Source organism: Bordetella genomosp. 5, assembly GCF_002261315.1.
Classification (GTDB): Bacteria; Pseudomonadota; Gammaproteobacteria; order Burkholderiales; family Burkholderiaceae_B; genus Bordetella.
The window spans coordinates 549,393-566,282 of record NZ_NEVP01000006.1 but is presented as its reverse complement, the minus strand read 5'-3'; the positions used below and the strand labels follow the sequence as shown (position 1 = coordinate 566,282).

Annotated in this window: 18 protein-coding genes; 11 read left to right on the top strand and 7 right to left on the bottom strand. The window is 69.4% G+C overall.

What is annotated here, in order from left to right:
• Positions 1-32: 32 nt before the first annotated feature.
• Entirely contained in the window at positions 33-1,403 is a 1,371-nt protein-coding gene (gene chrA, locus CAL25_RS11330; RefSeq protein WP_094800051.1) for a chromate efflux transporter, read from the top strand.
• A 178-nt stretch (positions 1,404-1,581) separates the two neighbouring features.
• Here chrA and CAL25_RS11325 read toward each other — a convergent pair whose 3' ends face one another.
• Both CAL25_RS11325 and CAL25_RS11320 read right to left on the bottom strand, forming a co-directional pair.
• Positions 1,582-1,863: a peptidylprolyl isomerase gene (locus tag CAL25_RS11325; protein ID WP_094800050.1), complete on the bottom strand. Its 282-nt coding sequence runs from the start codon at positions 1,861-1,863 to the stop codon at positions 1,582-1,584.
• 182 nt (positions 1,864-2,045) lie between these two features.
• Positions 2,046-2,939, bottom strand: coding sequence for a LysR family transcriptional regulator (locus tag CAL25_RS11320; protein WP_094800049.1), 894 nt, complete (start codon positions 2,937-2,939; stop codon positions 2,046-2,048).
• 100 nt (positions 2,940-3,039) lie between these two features.
• Here CAL25_RS11320 and CAL25_RS11315 point away from each other — a divergent pair, with 100 nt between their 5' ends.
• From CAL25_RS11315 to CAL25_RS11305, 3 genes are all read left to right on the top strand, one after another.
• The gene (locus CAL25_RS11315; RefSeq protein WP_094800048.1) at positions 3,040-4,371 is read left to right on the top strand and encodes an arylsulfatase; all 1,332 of its coding nucleotides are present in this window, start codon (positions 3,040-3,042) and stop codon (positions 4,369-4,371) included.
• A 40-nt stretch (positions 4,372-4,411) separates the two neighbouring features.
• Positions 4,412-5,386 carry a Bug family tripartite tricarboxylate transporter substrate binding protein gene (locus CAL25_RS11310; RefSeq protein ID WP_094800047.1) on the top strand — a complete coding sequence of 325 codons (975 nt, stop codon included), beginning with the start codon at positions 4,412-4,414 and terminating at the stop codon, positions 5,384-5,386.
• A 265-nt stretch (positions 5,387-5,651) separates the two neighbouring features.
• The gene (locus CAL25_RS11305) at positions 5,652-6,590 is read left to right on the top strand and encodes a S66 peptidase family protein (protein ID WP_094800266.1); all 939 of its coding nucleotides are present in this window, start codon (positions 5,652-5,654) and stop codon (positions 6,588-6,590) included.
• Between the two features lie 18 nt (positions 6,591-6,608).
• Here CAL25_RS11305 and CAL25_RS11300 read toward each other — a convergent pair whose 3' ends face one another.
• Both CAL25_RS11300 and CAL25_RS11295 read right to left on the bottom strand, forming a co-directional pair.
• Positions 6,609-6,947, bottom strand: a complete 339-nt coding sequence (locus tag CAL25_RS11300; RefSeq protein ID WP_094800046.1) for a hypothetical protein — start codon at positions 6,945-6,947, stop codon at positions 6,609-6,611.
• Positions 6,948-6,994: 47 nt separating this feature from the next.
• Complete coding sequence (locus tag CAL25_RS11295; RefSeq protein ID WP_141217920.1) at positions 6,995-8,455, bottom strand: hypothetical protein; 1,461 nt, start codon at positions 8,453-8,455, stop codon at positions 6,995-6,997.
• A gap of 135 nt (positions 8,456-8,590) precedes the next feature.
• On the opposite strand from CAL25_RS11295, the gene CAL25_RS11290 reads away from it, so the two are divergent.
• Entirely contained in the window at positions 8,591-8,983 is a 393-nt protein-coding gene (locus CAL25_RS11290) for a DUF6152 family protein (protein WP_094800044.1), read from the top strand.
• Between the two features lie 2 nt (positions 8,984-8,985).
• Positions 8,986-9,456 (top strand): DUF6644 family protein, encoded by a 471-nt coding sequence (locus CAL25_RS24235; RefSeq protein WP_094800043.1) that lies wholly within the window; start codon positions 8,986-8,988, stop codon positions 9,454-9,456.
• A 125-nt stretch (positions 9,457-9,581) separates the two neighbouring features.
• Here CAL25_RS24235 and CAL25_RS24230 read toward each other — a convergent pair whose 3' ends face one another.
• Positions 9,582-9,845 carry a hypothetical protein gene (locus CAL25_RS24230; protein WP_170948446.1) on the bottom strand — a complete coding sequence of 88 codons (264 nt, stop codon included), beginning with the start codon at positions 9,843-9,845 and terminating at the stop codon, positions 9,582-9,584.
• On the opposite strand from CAL25_RS24230, the gene CAL25_RS11280 reads away from it, so the two are divergent.
• Together CAL25_RS11280 and CAL25_RS11275 are read left to right on the top strand one after the other, a co-directional pair.
• Entirely contained in the window at positions 9,844-10,389 is a 546-nt protein-coding gene (locus tag CAL25_RS11280; protein WP_249279026.1) for a hypothetical protein, read from the top strand. The two genes, CAL25_RS24230 and CAL25_RS11280, sit on opposite strands and share 2 nt — an antisense overlap.
• A complete protein-coding gene (locus CAL25_RS11275; RefSeq protein ID WP_141217919.1) occupies positions 10,382-11,539 on the top strand; it encodes a hypothetical protein in 1,158 nt (385 codons plus the stop codon). The genes CAL25_RS11280 and CAL25_RS11275 overlap by 8 nt, the downstream gene beginning before the upstream one ends.
• A gap of 62 nt (positions 11,540-11,601) precedes the next feature.
• Here the strand turns inward: CAL25_RS11275 and CAL25_RS11270 are convergent, their stop codons facing one another.
• Positions 11,602-12,765, bottom strand: a complete 1,164-nt coding sequence (locus CAL25_RS11270) for a porin (RefSeq protein ID WP_094800041.1) — start codon at positions 12,763-12,765, stop codon at positions 11,602-11,604.
• The gene (locus CAL25_RS11265) at positions 12,765-13,940 is read right to left on the bottom strand and encodes a DUF1624 domain-containing protein (protein WP_094800040.1); all 1,176 of its coding nucleotides are present in this window, start codon (positions 13,938-13,940) and stop codon (positions 12,765-12,767) included. The genes CAL25_RS11270 and CAL25_RS11265 overlap by 1 nt, the downstream gene beginning before the upstream one ends.
• Before the next feature lie 220 nt (positions 13,941-14,160).
• Here CAL25_RS11265 and CAL25_RS11260 point away from each other — a divergent pair, with 220 nt between their 5' ends.
• From CAL25_RS11260 to CAL25_RS11250, 3 genes are all read left to right on the top strand, one after another.
• Complete coding sequence (locus CAL25_RS11260; protein WP_170948466.1) at positions 14,161-14,802, top strand: LysE family translocator; 642 nt, start codon at positions 14,161-14,163, stop codon at positions 14,800-14,802.
• Positions 14,803-15,068: 266 nt separating this feature from the next.
• Positions 15,069-16,190, top strand: coding sequence for a porin (locus tag CAL25_RS11255; RefSeq protein ID WP_094800039.1), 1,122 nt, complete (start codon positions 15,069-15,071; stop codon positions 16,188-16,190).
• Positions 16,190-16,885 (top strand): ABC transporter ATP-binding protein, encoded by a 696-nt coding sequence (locus CAL25_RS11250; protein WP_094800038.1) that lies wholly within the window; start codon positions 16,190-16,192, stop codon positions 16,883-16,885. Before CAL25_RS11255 ends, CAL25_RS11250 begins: the two co-directional genes overlap by 1 nt.
• Positions 16,886-16,890: the final 5 nt, after the last annotated feature.

The window sequence follows — 16,890 nt, the reverse complement described above, 5'->3', positions numbered from 1 at the left end:
TCCGCAACGGGCGGGCCTCGCCCTGATCCGCCATGACCGACGCCGAACGCACTCACACGAAACCGATCGATGCCTCCGCCGAGCGCCCGGCCGCCGTGCCGTGGCGCGAGGCGTTCTGGTTCTGGCTGCGGCTCGGCTTCATCAGTTTTGGCGGACCCGCCGGGCAGATCGCGATCATGCACACCGAGCTGGTCGAGCGGCGGCGCTGGATCAGCGAGCGCCGCTTCCTGCACGCGCTCAACTACTGCATGCTACTGCCCGGCCCGGAGGCCCAGCAGCTGGCCACCTATCTCGGCTGGCTGATGCATCGCACCTGGGGCGGCATCGTGGCCGGGGCGCTGTTCGTGTTGCCCTCGCTGTTCATCCTGATGGGATTGTCGTGGGTGTATCTGGCGCACGGCGACGTGCCGTGGGTGGCGGGCATCTTCTATGGCATCAAGCCGGCCGTGGTGGCGATCGTGCTGCATGCGGCCTGGCGTATCGGCGGACGCACCTTGCGCAATCCCACCCTGTGGGCCATCGCGGCCTCCGCGTTCGTGGCGATCTTCGCGCTCGGAACGCCGTTTCCGCTCATCGTGGCGCTGGCCGCGCTGGCGGGCTACGTGGGCGGGCGGCTGCGGCCGGATCTGTTCGCGGCACAGGGCGGGCACAAGGCAGGCAGAGCCGGGTATGGCCCGGCCCTGATCGACGACGACACGCCCACGCCGCCGCACGCGTGCTTCCGCTGGGCCGGCTTGCTGCGCGTCGCGCTCGCCGGGGCCTTGCTGTGGAGCGTGAGCCTGGGTCTGCTCGCCGCTGCCTTCGGCTGGACCCACGGCTATGTGCACATGGCGACCTTCTTCACCAAGGCGGCGTTGCTGACCTTCGGCGGCGCGTACGCGGTGTTGCCCTACCTGTATCAGGGCGCCGTCGACCACTATGCCTGGCTGAGCGCCACGCAGATGATGGACGGCCTGGCCCTGGGCGAGACGACGCCCGGGCCGCTCATCATGGTGGTGGCGTTCGTCGGCTTTCTCGGCGGCTACGGCCAGCAGCTCCTGGGCGAAGCGAGTCCCGTCCTGGCCGGCGCGCTCGGCGCCGCGGTGGTCACCTGGTACACGTTCCTGCCGTCGTTCCTCTTCATTCTGGCGGGCGGCCCGCTGGTCGAGGCCACCAAGCACGACTTCAAACTGTCGGCGGCGCTCACCGCCATCACGGCCGCCGTGGTCGGGGTGATCGTGAACCTGGCCGTCTTCTTCGGCTATCACGCGCTGTGGCCCACGGGCCTGGTCGGCGGGCTGGACCTCGCCGCGGCCGCCATCGCGATCGCCGCCTTCGTGGCGCTGGTGTGGGCGAAGCGGGGCGTGATCGAGGTGATCGCCGTGTGCGGCGCGGTCGGGGTGGCGCTGCGGCTGCTGGCCTGAGCGCGGCGGGGTGGTCCAAGGGCGTGCCGCTCTTGACGGGCCGGGGCGCGAGCCGCCGCGACCACCTGAGTGGCGGGGCCCGGCCCCGCGCGGGGCCGGCCAGCGGTGTCGGGCCGTCGATAAAAATGGCCCCGCGGACGATGCCGGCGGGGCCCTGGTGCCAGTCAGGCGCGCGCGATCAGTCGCGGCGGCTGGTGACTTCCACGAGGTGGTAGCCGAACTGGGTCTTGACCGGGCCTTGCACTTCGTTGACCGGGGCGCTGAACACCACGGTGTCGAATTCCTTGACCATCTGGCCGGGGCCGAACGAGCCCAGGTCGCCGCCATTGCGGCCCGACGGGCAGGACGAGTTTTCCTTCGCGACTTGGGCGAAGTCGGCGCCGTTGGCGATGGCTTCCTTCAGTTCGTTGGCCTTGGCTTCGGTCGAAACCAGGATGTGGCGGGCGGTAGCTTGTGCCATGGTTCTTGCTCCTGAAAAAGGTGCCGGGATGATACTGCACTTCGGGCCGCGGTCCGCGGGGCAGGGCCCTCGCGCAAAGACCGGCCACCGAGTATCACGGCGGGCGTCTGGAACGGCCAGCCGGCCGTCCCCGTCTGTCGAGTTTACGTCTTTATGCGCGGCCGGGCCGGCGGGGGCTCGGCTCAGGGCGGCGCGCCCGCGGCCAGCGCCGCCACGCGAAACTCGTCCATCAGCGGCGACCAGGTCGTGCCGCGCCGCGAAATGAGGGCGATGCTGCGCCGGAGCGGCGGATCGAGCGCAACGGGCAGCACGATGACGCCCGCCACCACGGCGCTGCGCGGCAGGACGGCCAGCATCGACGAACGGCCGAGCAGCCGCAACGACCCGGCCGAGAAATGCTCGACCTCAAGCGCGGCCGTGGGCAGTGGCAGCCCGGCCTCGGCGAACCGCGCATCGAGCATCTGCCGCGCCACGGAGCTGGGCCGGGGCAGGATCCAGCGCTGCCCGCTCAGATCGCGCAGCTTGATGCGGGCGCGCGTCGCCAGGGGATGGCGCGGGCCCGCGGCCACGCAAAGCCCGTCTTCGAACATGATCTCGTGGCGCAGCGTGGCCGGCCCCTCGGCGTAGATGGGCGTCACGGCGAGATCCAGCCTGCCGCTTTCGACCTGGGCATTGAGGTCGTCGGAGAGCCCCTGGGTCAGCTGGAAGCGCAGCGCCGGCCTGCGCGGCAGCAGGTGTTGCAGGGCCGGCATGACCACACTGTCCACGGTGGCGCCGGTCGCGCCGACCCGCAGCAATCCCGCTTCGCCCACGCGCAGCTCCATTGCGTGGCGCACGGCGTCGCGATACTCGGCCCAGAGCTTGTTGGCGTGCTCCAGAAATACCGTGCCCTCGGAGGTCAGCTCCAGCCCGCGGCCGTGGCGCCGCATCAGCACCAGCCCCGTGTCCGCCTCGAGCCGACGCAGCGACTTCGACAAGGCAGGCTGGCTGACCCCGCAGGCCGCGGCGGCGCGTTCGAGGTTGTGATGCGCCACCGCGGCCAGGAAATACTCGATGTCTCGCAGGGAAAGATTCATGAATAAAAGTAATCTGACTCAATAGCTTCAGGAATATTACGCGCCGGCGGCGCTCCTAGAATCCGGGGATATACCCGCGACCTGGAGACCTGTGCCCGCCATGCCTCAACAACCGAACATCGTGCTGATCGTTGCCGACAACCTGGGGTGGGGGGAGCTCGGCTGTTATGGCGGGGGCGCACTGCGCGGCGCGCCGACCCCGCACATCGATCAGCTCGCCCGCGAAGGTCTGCTGCTGCAGAACTTCAACGTCGAGAGCGACTGCGTGCCGACCCGCTCGGCCCTGATGAGCGGGCGCCATCCGATTCGCACGGGATGCCTGCAGTCCGTGCCCCCGGGGCTGCCGCAAGGGCTGACGCGCGACGAGATCACGCTGGCCCAGCAGCTCTCCGGCCAGGGCTACGCCACCGCGCACTACGGCAAATGGCATCTGGGCGACATCCCGGGCCGCTATCCCTCGGATCGCGGTTTCGACCATTGGTACGGCATTCCGCGCACCACCGACGAAAGCCAGTTCACCGCGTCCATCGGCTTCGATCCCACCGTGGCGGACATCCCCCACATCATGGAAGGGCGGGCGGGGCAGGCGTCGACCAACGTGAAGGTCTACGACCTGGACAGCCGGCGCGGCATCGACGCCGACCTCGTGACGCATGCCCAGACCTTCATGCGCGAGCATGCGGAGACCGGCCGCCCGTTTTTCCTGTACCTGCCGCTGGTGCATCTGCACTTTCCGACTTTGCCGCACCCCGACTTCGCGGGCCGCACCGGCGCCGGCGACTTCGCCGATTCGATGGTCGAGATGGATCATCGCGTCGGCCAGATCATGGCCGAGGTCGATGCATTGGGGCTGCGCGACGATACGGTGTTCATCTTCTGCAGCGACAACGGCCCGGAGTATCGCAAGCCCTATCGCGGCACGGCCGGCCCCTGGTCGGGCACCTATCACACGGCCATGGAAGGCAGCCTGCGGGTACCGTTCATCATCCGCTGGCCGGGCGCCGTCGAACCCGGCCGCGTGTCGAACGAGATGGTGCACGTGACCGACCTCTTCACCACGCTGTCGCACATCGGCGGCGCGCGGATCCCGCAGGATCGGCCCATCGACGGCATCGACCAGACCGACTTCTTCCGCGGCACGCGGCCGGATTCGGCGCGCGAGGGCTTTCTCTTCTACATCAAGAACGAGTTGCGCGCGCTGAAATGGCGCGACTGGAAACTGCATTTTTACTGGGAGCCCGAGGTCAACGAAGGACGGGGCAAGCTCGAATCGCCTTACCTCTTCAACCTCAAACAGGATCCCAAGGAAGAGAGCGACATCCTGATTTTCAACACCTGGGTGCTGGGCCCGATGCTGAAGATGGTGCAAGCCTTCAATCAGTCGTGCGCCGCACATCCCAACACCACGCCGGGTCGAGCCGACCTGGACTGACGCGCCCGCGCAGACGGGCGTTCGCGTACAAGGGGAACACATGAAACATCGCTTCCGTCGCAGTGCCCTCGGCTGGGGATTCGTCGCGGCGCTCACGCTGACCGCGCCGGCCCTGGCGGAGCCCGCGCTGGCCTGGCCCGCGCGGCAGATCACCTGGGTGGTGGGATTCGTGCCGGGCGGCACGGCCGACGTCCTCACGCGTGTCGCCGCGCAGGATCTCGCCAGCCGCACCGGCCTGAACGTGGTCGTGGAAAACAAGCCGGGCGCCTCGGGCGCGATCGCGTTGCAGCAGGTGGCGCGCAGCAAGGCCGCCGACGGCTACCTGATCACCGTGCCCGGTCCGCTCGTGTACCCGACGCCGCAGCCCACCATCGGCCGCGAGCTGGCGCCGGTCATGTTGCTGGCGCAGGGGCCGATGGTGGTGGTGGGCCCGGCACAGCGTGCGCTGCCCGACCTGGCGGCCGTGCTGGCCGACGCCAAAGCGCGGCCGCAGGCCTGGAGCTATGGCAGCTCGGGCAACGGCACCTCGCAGCATCTGGCGGGCGAACTGCTCAACCAGGCTGCCGGCACGCGCATCGTGCATGTCCCGTACAAGGGGGGCGGCCAGGCCGTGTCGGACGTGGCCGGCGGCCAGATTCCGCTCGCCATCCTCGGCTCGGCGCCCGTGCTGCCGCAGATCAAGGCCGGCACCCTCAAGGCCTACGCGGTGACCACGCGTCAGCGGCTCGATACTTTGCCGGACGTGCCGACCGTCGCCGAATCGGGCTTCGCGGATTACGACGCGAGTCAATGGTTTTCCGTGGCCGCGTCGCCCGGCATCGATGCCGCCGTGCTCGACGCGCTCAATGCCACGTTGCAGCAGACGGTGCGCGCGCCGGCCTTCCAGGCGGCGGTGCTCAACGCGGGCATGGTGGCGGGGGGCGGCACGCGCGCGTCGCTGCAAGGCTTCGTGACCGATGACACCGCCAAGTGGCAGAAGCTGCTCGACAGCGCCGCGATCAAGCTGGGCGACTGAGCCAGCGAGGGCAGGGCGCTCGTGCTAGGCTCGCTGCATCATCGTCATGCAGGAAGCCGCACCCGTGCCTGAACTCGATCGCCGCGCCGCCGTCGCGCCCGCTGTCGCCACACTCTCTTCGTCGCCGCGCCGCCGCCTCATGCTGGGCGCGGCGGCGCTCGGCCTGTCCGGGCTGCTTGCCGGTTGCGCGGCGCCGGCCCGCTCGCGCCAGGGGCAGGCCCGCCCCGCCTCGCCCAACGCGTTGAGCGGGCCGGCGGGCGCGCCGGTGCCGGCGCTCAAGCCGGGCGCGCGCATCGCGATCGTGGCGCCGGCCTCGGGGTCGCCCGTGGCGGCCGACGAAGCGGTGCAGTGGTTGCTCGATCGTGGCTACGAGCCCGTCCCGATGCCGGCCACGCGCCTGCGCATGGAGGCGCCGTACGACTTCCTGGGCGGTCCCGACGAGGCCCGGCTCGACGATCTGCACGATGCCTTTCGCGCGCCCGACATCGGCGCGGTCTGGTGCCTGCAGGGCGGGTTCGGATCGTGGCGTCTGCTGGCGGGCCTCGACGGCGCACTGATCGCCGCCAACCCCAAGCCCTTCATCGGCTACAGCGACATCACGGCACTGCACCTCGCCATCCAGGCGCGCGCCGGCTTCGTGACCTTTCACGGGCCCATGCTGGCGCAGGACCTGCTGGCCGGCAAAGCCGAGCCGACCGAATCGCTGGCCTTCGCCATGCTCACCGGCGCGGTGGGCGCGGGCAGCTGGATCGTGCCGCCGCCCGAATTCGCCCCGCGTGCGCTGGCAGGCGGCCGCGCCACCGGCCGTCTGGTCGGCGGCAATCTGGCGCTGATCAGCGCGCTCATGGGCACGCCCTACGAGATCGACACGCGCGACGCGATTCTCTTCATCGAAGACGTGAACGAACACCCGGCCCGGATCGACCGCATGCTGGCGCAGCTGCGCGCGGCCGGCAAGCTCGACGGGGTGAAGGGCGTTCTGCTGGGCAATTTCACGCGGCTCGGGCTGCGCATGCCGGACGAAGAAGCGCAGGCCCTGATCGAGCCGCTGCTGATGGCGAACCTGCGCGACCTGGGCGTGCCGGTGCTGGGCGCGTGGCCGAGCGGCCACGGCGATCCCAATCTGATTCTGCCGCTGGGTGCGCGCGTGACGCTCGACACGGCGCAGGGCGGACTGCAGCTGGAGCAGGCCGTGGTGCGTTGACCCGGCCCGGCGCGGCCTTTATTCGTCGCAGATCTGGTAGCCGCTGGACTCGGCGTTCACGCCGGTCTTGATCCAGTAGAACACCTGGCCGCCCTCGGGCAGGTCCGCCTGGCACAGCGCGCTGACGTTGCCGTCGCCCTTGGGCGGTTTGGCGCTGCACGAGGCGCGCCAGGTCACCAGGCGTTCGATCGTGTCGGTCTTGAGCGCCGGAAAGGCGAAATACGTTTTGGCGAAGGCCTGGGCCAGCTCGGGACAATCGAGCTCGTTCTCGGCGCGGACCGCGCCCGCCGCGCTGGCCAGGGCCAGGCCCAGCAGGGCGGTAAACGTGGCGCGGCGCGCGGCGGGCAAGCGGATCATGGCGAACTCCGGTGGATGAGATCAGGGGCGGTTGAATCGGGCCGGCATCAACCCGCGCTTTCACCCGGCTCTTCGATCTGCTCGGCTTCGAGCGGATAGTCGAACGTGACCTCATTGGCGTACACCGGACCTTCGAGCGCGGGATCGGTCAGCACCGCGATCATGCGGTAGTGGCCGGGCGCGAGCGCGGGCAGGAAGGTGGCGGGAATGCCGTTGTTGTCGATGACGTACCGGCGGCTGCCGTCGGGCGCGGGAAACCACTGCACCGGGTTGTCGTCCCAGGTGGCGCCGGGCTTGTAGCGCTTGCCACCGGTCGCACGCCCGCTGGCGCGGCCCGGCTTGTCGTCCTCGCGCGGCCCCAGCGTCACGGGCTCGCGCTCGTAGAGCGTGTGCACGGTGCGGTTGCCTTTTTCGTCGATGAACAGCAGCCGGATGCTGGGCGACTGCAAGGCCACCGGCGTCTTGCCCGGATTGTCGACCGTGAGCGTGAACGTCGTGCGCAGGGCCTCGCCGGGCTTGCCGAAATAGTCGAATACCGAGAGCGACAGCGCCTGCGGCGTGCTGGCCGGGCCGGCATACGCATACTTGTCGAACAGCATGTCGTCGTAACGCACCCACTTGTGCAGGTCGGCCGCGCCGCCCTGCGCGCTGCGATAGCCGATCTTGAGCCAGCCGGGACGCCCGTCGAGGATCTTGACGAGATCGCCGCGCGCCATGGATTGGCCGTTGCGGCGGGTCGGATCGGGGGCATCGTACAGGTCGAGCCGGCCGACCAGCACCTCGCCCTTGGGGCCGAGCGCCAGATCCGGGCTGTCGAGCACGATCTCGGCCACCGTGCCGTCATCGTTGAAGCGCGTGATCACGTCGGTCGTCTCCATGCCATCGAGCCTGACCGGGATCTGCCACTGCAGGACACGCAGGGTGCCATCGGGGGCGAAGCCGTAGCGTTCGATGCCGTAGGCGCCCGCGCCGTAGCGGCAGCTGCCGTAAAACTCCCGCTCGTCGGGATCCTCGGGCATCGACAGCGACACGAAGCCCCGGCACGGACTGGCGTCGCCACCCGGGTGCTCGATCTCGACGAAGTCGCGTGTCTGCGGCCGATAGCGGAACAGCCGCGTGATGACGTTCTGCACGCCGCCGGATTGCCCGATGACGAAATCGCTGTATCCGTCGCGATCGATATCGGGGCTGTCGAACACGTCGATCTCTTCGTCGCTCACCACGCCGAGCACCTGCGGGTCCTGGTCGCCCGCCACCACGGTGAGGCGCTGTTCGCCACGCGCGTTGTTCAGGGGCTCGGCATACACGAAGGCGCGCAGATCGCCGGTGATCAGGTAATCGGAGATGAGCCGCGGCTCGGCGGCGGCCGGCAGGCTCAGGGCGGCACTGGCCAGTCCGGCCGTCAGCAGCGCCTTCGCGGCGGCACGGGCAAAGGCAAACGGGCGGCGGCGCTGCGCGCGCGCGGTCATGTTGTACGCTGTGGGCAGTGCAGTGTGCTGCTGGGGCATGCGCCCGCTCCTCGGAATGGGGCTCGCCCGCTGGGCCGGCAGCGGCCCGGACACGCTTGCGGCCCGGCTGAAGTTGGGCGAGATTATAGGCACGAACGAGATCACGACTGGGAGCTACGCATGAATGTTCTACGCATGACGACCCCCCGCCTGCGCACCGGCGCGGGCGCCGCCCTGATCGCGCTGGCCGCGATGGCAGGTTTCGCCGCGCCCGCCATGGCGCACCACGGCTGGTCCTGGGCCGAGTCCGAGCAGATCGAGCTGCGCGGCACCGTCGAAAAAGTGCAGGTCGCGCCGCCGCATCCCTGGCTCGACGTGCGCACCGACGACGGCACCTGGCGCGTCGAGCTGGGCAATCCCACCCAGACCCGCGAGGCCGGCTTCGTCGAAGGCTCGGCCAAGCCGGGCGACACCATCCGCGCCACCGGCAATCGTGACCAGGACAAGTCCAACAAGCGCATGAAGGCCGTGCAGATCGAAGTCGGCGGCAAGACCTACGACATCTATCCGAGCCGCATCAAGCGCTGAGCATGGCGCTGCTCGAATGGTTGGCGGCAGCCCCGCCGGGTGCGTGGCTGCGCGCGTGGGGCTCGCTCTATATCGTCGTCAACGCGGCCCACATCGTCGCGATCGGCCTCTTGATCGGCGCCATCGTGCCATTGGACCTGCGGATCCTCGGGCTGCTGCCGCCGGGGCCGCTCGCGGTGCTCGCGCCGATCCTGGCGCGGGGCGCGGCCGTGGGCCTGGGGCTCGCCGTGTTCACCGGGGCCTGGCTCTTCATGGTGCAGCCCGTCGAGTACGTCGACAACCGGGCCTTTCTCATCAAGGTGGGCCTGCTCGTGCTGGCGACCCTGAATGCGCTGTGGGTGCGGCGCGGCAGACCCTGGGCCGCCACGCTGGCACAAGGCCGGGCCTCGCCCGCCATGCGGCTGCACGCGGGCGCGTCCTTGCTGCTGTGGCTGGGCTGTGTGCTCGCGGGGCGCTGGATCGGGTTCATCTGAGCTACGCCTCGATACAGCCGTAACGCCGCGTCGCATGACTTCCGAGCCGGCGCTGCGCATAATCGCGGGCGGGTTTGCCAGCGCGCGGTGTTTTCCGCGGCGCGCGCCAGGGCAATACCGCCACCTCACAGGAGCCTGTCCCGCATGCCTTCGTTGCGCTTGCAACCGTCTTCGTGTTTTCGCATGAGTCTGCCCGCGGCTGGGTTTTTGCCTTTTTCTGGCAGGGGAAGGGCGGCCGCAGGCACGGCGGCCGTCTCCACGGCGGCCGTCTCCACGGCGGCCGTCTCCACGGCGGCCGTCTCCACTGCGGCCGCGTCGAGCGCCGCCTTCGCGGCCTGCCTGCGCGCCTTTGTGTCGGCGTGGCTGCTCGCGCTCGCGATGCTGGTCATGGCGACGCCCGCACGCGCCGAGGGCTTCGATCGCCAGACCAGCACGCAGCGCTACCGGCAGTGGCTCGATGACTTCGAACGGGATTTCCGCCGCCTGCGCAGCGTGCCGCAGGCCACCAACGCCGACGTGGAACGCATCTTCGCCGACACGCTGGTGCCCGGCTCGCGCGCCGTGGTGCTGGTACGCAAGCTCAACGAGCTGCGCCAGAACGATCTGTCGAACCTGTCGGGAGGGCTGCTGATCGCGCTGATGCGCGGCGCGGTCGTGGCGGGCGATGGCGGCACGTACACCGATACGCCGCCCGATCTCGAGCCTAAAGTGCTGCGCGTGTGGTACCTGCACGTGGCGGGCGGCGAACAGCTCGAACGCTATTTCGCGGATCCCGAGGCGTTCAAGCCGTACCGCCTTCCGGACAACGGCACGTTCGAACGCGATGTCTATCCCTTCCTGCTGTTCGAAGACGGGCCGCGGCTGCGGCTGGGCGCGGTGCCGCGCGAGTTCTGGAACATGCTGCGTTTCCTGGAAAACCTGCCTTATGCGTAACCCTTGCACGAGGCGCATCGCGCCCAGCCTGGCGAGCATGCTGGGCTTCGCGCTGCTTGCCCTTGCCGGGCAGGCCTCGGCCCGCAGCCTGGCCCCGCTGGCGTGCCCGCCACTCGCCACACCCATCGATGCCGCGGTGCGGGGCGAGGGCACGCGGATGCAGTCGATACGCGAAAACCTCGACGGCGGTGCCATCTTGCTGGGCCACCGCGGCGAGCGGGTGCCGGCGCCGCTGGCGCTGTTCACCGTGTCGGATCCCGATCCCGAGCCGCGCTTCTGGCCCGATGCGGTCGACTGGTCACCCTATACGCTGGCCGATGGCAGCGAGACCAATACCGTGTTCGAGCGCGCCAGCGGCGGCGCGATCTGCCGGATCCTGCAATCGGTGTCGCTGCGCGGCAAGCGCATCGAGACGGGCGCGTATCGGCTGACCTACGACGCGCAGGGCCGGGTGGCCGGCTATGTGCAATACGTGGCGGGCCAGGGCGGGCGCTTAGCGGTGGCGCGGCAGGGCTGCGTGGATCGCAATGAGGCAGGCGCCATCGTCGCCCTGCACGAAGCCGGTTGCGTGGCGCCGGCCGGGCAGGGGGCCACGGAGGTGGCCCAAAGCCCGACCCAGACCGTGCACTTCGTGCGCGATGCATCGTCGGGCCGCATCCTGCGCCGCATCGATCTGCGCGCGGGTGTCGAGGGCGCCGAGGTGCGCCGCTACGACGCGGACGGCAGCATGGTGCGCTTGCGCGCGCATCCCTCCGCCGACGGCGTGTCGGCGTACGCCGAGCCCACCGCGTCCAAAGAACGGCTCTGGATATTGCCTGCGGGCAAGGTGCCGCCCTTGAACATCGAGATCGGCGACGAGCCCTGGCGCGTGGTGCGCATTCCGGCCGAGGTGCTGGCCTTGCCGGACGAGGCATCGTGGAACCCGGACACGCACACGCTGCTCTTCGAAGGCAAGACCAATGCGAGCGGAGAGGTGGTACTCGGCGCCGCCCAGCAGGCGCAACTGCGCGAGGCGCTGCGCCAGACGCCAGGTCAGATCCTGCTCTACATCAATCCCATGTCGCGTCTGCAGCCGGTGCAGGCGCTGACGCCCGACACCTGGCGCCGTTGCCTGGATCCGGCGCAGGCGCGCGCGGACGCCTGCGGTTGAACTCATACCCCGGGGCGGGCGAACGCCCTGGCGCCGGCGTATGCAGACAGCGCCGCCGCAACCTAGAACCGATGCCGCAGGCCCACCGCGTATTGGGTCTGACGCCAACCCGGATCGTCCCAGGCGCCGTGCAGCTGACCCAGGATCGCATACACGTTGGTGCGTGCCGACAGATCATGCGAGTAGCCGATCGAGGGGATTTGCTGCGTGTGCGTGGCGCCCTGGTGGCGCAGCGCGCCGCCATCGCCGGGCCGGCTCACCTGCCATGACGCCATGATCGTGCCGGCGCCCACGCGCCAACCCAGGCCGGCGAGCACGCCGTGCACGGTGCTGCCCGGGAAATAGGGCGTCTGGCCCGGAGACGGCACGGCCGGGATCGTCGAGCCGTTGCGCATGTGCGAATACGCGAGATACAGCGTCGCGGGTCCGTGCGTGTGGCGCGCCGCGAGCGTGACGGCCCAGGGCTGCGCGTCGCCGCCCGCCGCCGCCATCGCGCGGCCTTCGGTGGTATTCGCGGCCCAGCGCGCGCCCTCGTAGGTGAGGGCCAGCGCGGTCGACCCGCTCTCGTACGCCAGCGCCGCGCTGTTCAGGCGATTGCTGTCGTGGGTGGCGAAACCGCCGCCCGGTCCGGTGTCGAAACTATGGTCCAGCGCGAAGCGCCAGCCGCCGGCAAGCGGCGCGCGCCACGACAGGCTGTTGTCGGCGCGGTTGGCATTGAACGGCAGCAGCGCCGTCTGCGCGCCCAGATTGAGGTACGAGGCCAGAAACGGATCGAACTCGGCGAGCAGCTCGGAGGACATCGAGGTCTGGCGGCCCGCGCGCAGCTCGCCCCAGGCGCCACCGATGCCGAGCCACGCGGCCCGGCCGAACAGGCGTCCGCCCTGCGCGCTGCGGCCGCTGTTGGCCAGCACGCCGCTCTCGAGCTGAAAGCGCGTGTACATTCCGCCGCCCAGATCCTCGCGGCCGCGCAGGCCCCAACGCGATCCCGACTGCATGCCGGTCTGCATGCCGTGCGAGCTGCCCAGATCCGTGTCGTCGATGCCGGCGAGGCCGAGGTCGACCACGCCGTACAACACCACCGAGGCGTTGCTCGCGGGGGATTGCGCGCTCGCCTGCGCCGCGGGCAGGGCCAGCAGCGCGCAGACGATGCCGGTGAGCCGGGCGGCGTTCAGGCTCACGGCCACGCGCCGAAACGCGCGCGGCCGATCGGCGCGGACTGCGCGCATCACAGGTATTTCAGCCAGGCGATGTCGCGGCGGCGGGCCTTGAGCCGGCCGAAGGCGCGCACCGGCGCGTAGAGCGCCACCGCCAGAATCACCGTCATCAGCCACAGCGTCGACACGTGGTCCACGCCGAAGTACTGGCCATGCGTGGTGCCCCAGACCGCCACCGCGGCCAGGTACAGCACCTTGAGCACGTAGAGGTGCAGGATGTAGAAGAAGAGCGGCGCGGCGCCATACACGCACAGCGCGCGCATGCTCGCGCGGTCGCCCAGACGCTCGAGCCAGGCGAGCAGCAGCAGGCCCAGGCCGAGGGTGAGCAGCAGGAAGAACAGCGAGGGCGGGTACTTGGTGATGTTCACGAAGCTCATCAGCGAGCGCAGCGCGTCGTCTTGCGGGCTCCAGCCCTGGGCCTGGCCGTAGGCATTGAACGCGCGCAGCACCACGAACAGCGCAATCGCGCCCAGGCCCGCGCCGCAGAGCCAGCGACGGCGCGTTGCCGGCTCCACCGCGCGGCCGAACCACGGCCCGCAGGCGTAGCCCAGCGCGATCACGCCGATCCACGGCAGCACCGGATACGAGGTGCGCAGGCGCAGCGGCTCACTCACCTCGAGCCAGCCACGATCATGCAGGATGGCCCAGATCACGAAGCCGGGTTCGCCTGGCGCCACATGAATGGCGTCGAGCAGGTTGTGGCCGGCGACCAGCGCCACGCCCACGATGACGAGCCATACGCGCGGCAGGTGCACCAGCAGCGCGAGCGCCAGCATCGACAGGCCGATGGCCCAGATCACCTGCAGATAGATCACCTTGGGCGGAAACTGGAAGGTCCACGCGAAGTTGATGAGCGTGAACTCCAGCGCCACCAGAAAGAGACCGCGCTTGGCCAGGAAGGCGCTGGTGGATTGCAGGCTGCCGGCCTTCTGGCCATACAGCCACGCCGACAGGCCCGTCAGAAACACGAACACCGGCGCGCAGATATGCGCGAGCAGACGCGAGAAGAAGAGCTCGGGCGGCGTGTCGGTCACGTTCATGGGGTCGCCCACCTGCGCATGCAGATAGACGGTCTCGCGCACGTGGTCGAGCAGCATGATCAGCATGACCAGGCCGCGCAGCGCGTCGATGGAATGCAGCCGGGTGGAGGCGGGGGAAGATGAAGCGGAAACAGGGATACCGGTCATACAGAATGCAGCAAAAGGCCGGAGGGCAGGGTGATCGGAACGCGCCGCGCCTGGGGCCGCCGGGCGAGCCGTCATGCCGGGCAGGGCGCGAACAAGGCGCGGATGAGCCGCGCCGAAGGGCTGCGAGTGTAATGTAATAACATATCAACAGCAAGCTGGCTGTCAGGATCGGGCGCGGGCGCAGGGGCATAATGCCGGGGTCGACTTCTGGCCCTCATCCATGCCCTCGCTGCAACTCTTTCTGCTGTTTCTCGCCGCCGACATGGCGCTCAAGCTCACGCCCGGCCCGGACATGGCGCTCACGCTCACGCGCGGCATGACACAGGGCTTTCGCACGGCGTGGTTCAGCGTGCTGGGCACCTTTTCGGCCGGCATCGTACAGATTCCGCTCGTCGTGCTCGGTCTGGCCGCGGTCTTCAAGCAATCGCCCGAGCTCTTCATGGCCGTGAAGCTGGCCGGCGCGTGCTATCTGGTGTATCTGGGCGTCAAGGCGCTCCTGCGCAGCCGCCGCGGCGGCACGCTCGCCAGCAGCAACGCACGCGGGCAAGGGCGCGACGCCTATGTGCAGGGCTTCATGACCAACCTGCTCAATCCCAAGGTCTTCATCTTTCTGATCGCCTTCCTGCCGCAGTTCACCGACCCGTCACGTGGCCCGGTCTGGTTGCAGATGCTGGCGTTGGCGGTGTTCTCCAAGTGCATGGGCCTGGCCACCGGCGCGGGCTTCGCCTACGGCGCGTCGCGCATCCGGGGATGGCTCACGCGCAACCCGTGGTTCCTGCGCGCGCAGGAAGGGGTGCTGGGCGCGACGATGATCGCGATTGCCGGCTATCTGGTGTTCAGCCGAGGCGAGCCCGCGCGCTGAGTCCGGGCGGGTTCACCCCGATTCCCCAGGCGGCGCCCCCAAACCGCGCCCCTAAACGGGGCCATCAAGCGGCGCTCCCAAGCGGCGCCACCAAGCGGCGTCTCTCTCTTCCTCTCAGGCATCGCCCCGACGATTGGTTGCGGGCGCAAACGTCGCTCGTCCTGTTTGCGGCGACGGCGCTGCAATTCGCGCGCCACCGTCACGCGGTTGTAGCAGTCGCTCCCTAGACTGTGCGCTCCGATTGAATCCCAAAGAGGACACAACCTGTGAAAACCTTGATCCGCACCGCGGCGGCACGCGCTTGCCTGCCCGCTCTCCTGCTGCCGGCCTGCGCCGTGTACGCAGCCCAGCCCACCAGCACCGTTCAGCTCTATGGCCTGATCGACGTGGGCGTCCAGACCCTCACCAACGGACCCGACGGCCGCAGCAAGACCGGCATGTCGTCCGGCAACATGAACGGCTCCCGCTGGGGCCTGCGCGGCACCGAAGACCTCGGCGATGGCCTGAAGGCCGTGTTCGCGCTGGAATCCGGCTTCGACGTCGGCAACGGCAACACCCTGCAGGGCGGTCGTCTGTTCGGCCGCCAGGCGTATGTGGGCCTGTCCGACCGCAGCCTGGGCACGCTCACCCTGGGTCGTCACAACACGCTGATGATCGACTGGATGAGCAAGTTCAATCCGTTCGAGAACGCCAACTACGGCGGCAAGCGTATCGATCCGGCGTTCTCCGACCGGATGGACAACTCCATCAAGTACACCAACAAGTTCGGCCCCGTGTCGGTGGGCGCGTACTACAGCTTCGGCTGGAACAACGAACAGAACTGGGCCGACAGCAAGACCGGCCGCATGATCGGCGGTGGCCTGCGCTACCAGAGCGGCGGCTGGGACGCGGCCGTGCTGTATCACTCCAAGCGCGCCGATGCGCCGCGTGCGCCGGCCTCCAGCGACAACCGCGAAGACCGCGTGCTGGCCGCGCTGGCCTACGACTTCGACGGCGTGAAGCTCTACGGCGGCTATCGCTGGCTCGAGCAGAAGCTCACGCAGCGCGATTACACCAGCCGCCTGTACTGGGTCGGCGCAGCCTGGCAGGCCACGCCGGCCACGCGTCTGTCGGCGGCGGTCTATCACATGGATGGCACCACCTGCGACAACATGAACGTGTCGGTCTGCCCGGCGGCCCAACGCGCCGGCAGCGACCAGAAGCCGACCCTGCTCGTGCTGGGCAGCGAATATGACCTGTCCAAGCGCACCACGCTCTACGCGCTGGGTTCGTATGCGCTCAACGACAACGGCTCGTCGGTCAGCGTCATCGGCGGTCGCTACGGCGTGAACGTCGAACCGGGCAGCAATCAGCTCGGCGTGGCCGTCGGCATGCGTCATCGCTTCTGATGGCCGCGGCGCCCACTCCCAAGCGCGGCGCCGACGTGGTGGTGCGTGGCGTGCGCCACGCCTACCACGGGCACACGGTGCTGGCCGGCGTGGACCTCGAAGTGCCCGCCGGCACGGTGCTCGCGCTGCTGGGGCCGTCAGGCTGCGGCAAGAGCACGCTGCTCAAGGCGCTCGCGGGTTTGCTGCGGCCGGACAGCGGGGCGATCACCTTCGGGGCGCGCACGGTGTGCGCCCCCGATGCGTTCGTGGCGCCCGAAGGCCGCGACCTGGGCATGGTGTTCCAGGACTACGCGCTCTGGCCACACATGAGCGTGGCGCAGAACGTGGCGTTCCCCCTCGCCATGCGGCGCGTGTCGCGCGCCGAGCGCGAGGCCCGGGTGGCCGATGCGCTTGCGCTGGTCGGCCTGGCCGGCATGGGCGTGCGCCGTCCCGCCCAGTTGTCGGGCGGGCAGCAGCAGCGCGTGGCGCTGGCGCGCGCGATCGTGGCCCACCCCTCGCTGCTGCTGTTCGACGAGCCGCTCTCCAATCTCGACCGTGATCTGCGCGAATCGCTGTGCACCGAAATCGGTGCGCTCCTGCGCAGGCTCGGCACGACCGCCGTCTACGTGACACACGACCACGACGAAGCCTATGCGCTGGCCCACAAGGTGGCGCGCATGGAAGCCGGGCGTGTGACGGCTGTCATAAATACTTAAAGGAA

Excerpts from the sequence above, each read along its gene's own strand:
- CAL25_RS11265 (WP_094800040.1), bottom strand. The coding sequence starts at position 13,940 with ATGACCGGTATCCCTGTTTCCGCTTCATCTTCCCCCGCCTCCACCCGG.
- CAL25_RS11270 (WP_094800041.1), bottom strand. The coding sequence starts at position 12,765 with ATGCGCGCAGTCCGCGCCGATCGGCCGCGCGCGTTTCGGCGCGTGGCC.
- CAL25_RS11320 (WP_094800049.1), bottom strand. The coding sequence starts at position 2,939 with ATGAATCTTTCCCTGCGAGACATCGAGTATTTCCTGGCCGCGGTGGCG.
- CAL25_RS11315 (WP_094800048.1), top strand. The coding sequence starts at position 3,040 with ATGCCTCAACAACCGAACATCGTGCTGATCGTTGCCGACAACCTGGGG.
- CAL25_RS11250 (WP_094800038.1), top strand. The coding sequence starts at position 16,190 with ATGGCCGCGGCGCCCACTCCCAAGCGCGGCGCCGACGTGGTGGTGCGT.
- CAL25_RS11280 (WP_249279026.1), top strand. The coding sequence starts at position 9,844 with ATGGCGACGCCCGCACGCGCCGAGGGCTTCGATCGCCAGACCAGCACG.
- CAL25_RS24235 (WP_094800043.1), top strand. The coding sequence starts at position 8,986 with ATGGCGCTGCTCGAATGGTTGGCGGCAGCCCCGCCGGGTGCGTGGCTG.
- CAL25_RS11325 (WP_094800050.1), bottom strand. The coding sequence starts at position 1,863 with ATGGCACAAGCTACCGCCCGCCACATCCTGGTTTCGACCGAAGCCAAG.
- CAL25_RS11275 (WP_141217919.1), top strand. The coding sequence starts at position 10,382 with ATGCGTAACCCTTGCACGAGGCGCATCGCGCCCAGCCTGGCGAGCATG.
- CAL25_RS11290 (WP_094800044.1), top strand. The coding sequence starts at position 8,591 with ATGACGACCCCCCGCCTGCGCACCGGCGCGGGCGCCGCCCTGATCGCG.
- CAL25_RS11300 (WP_094800046.1), bottom strand. The coding sequence starts at position 6,947 with ATGATCCGCTTGCCCGCCGCGCGCCGCGCCACGTTTACCGCCCTGCTG.
- CAL25_RS11310 (WP_094800047.1), top strand. The coding sequence starts at position 4,412 with ATGAAACATCGCTTCCGTCGCAGTGCCCTCGGCTGGGGATTCGTCGCG.
- CAL25_RS24230 (WP_170948446.1), bottom strand. The coding sequence starts at position 9,845 with ATGACCAGCATCGCGAGCGCGAGCAGCCACGCCGACACAAAGGCGCGC.
- chrA (WP_094800051.1), top strand. The coding sequence starts at position 33 with ATGACCGACGCCGAACGCACTCACACGAAACCGATCGATGCCTCCGCC.
- CAL25_RS11295 (WP_141217920.1), bottom strand. The coding sequence starts at position 8,455 with ATGCCCCAGCAGCACACTGCACTGCCCACAGCGTACAACATGACCGCG.
- CAL25_RS11260 (WP_170948466.1), top strand. The coding sequence starts at position 14,161 with ATGCCCTCGCTGCAACTCTTTCTGCTGTTTCTCGCCGCCGACATGGCG.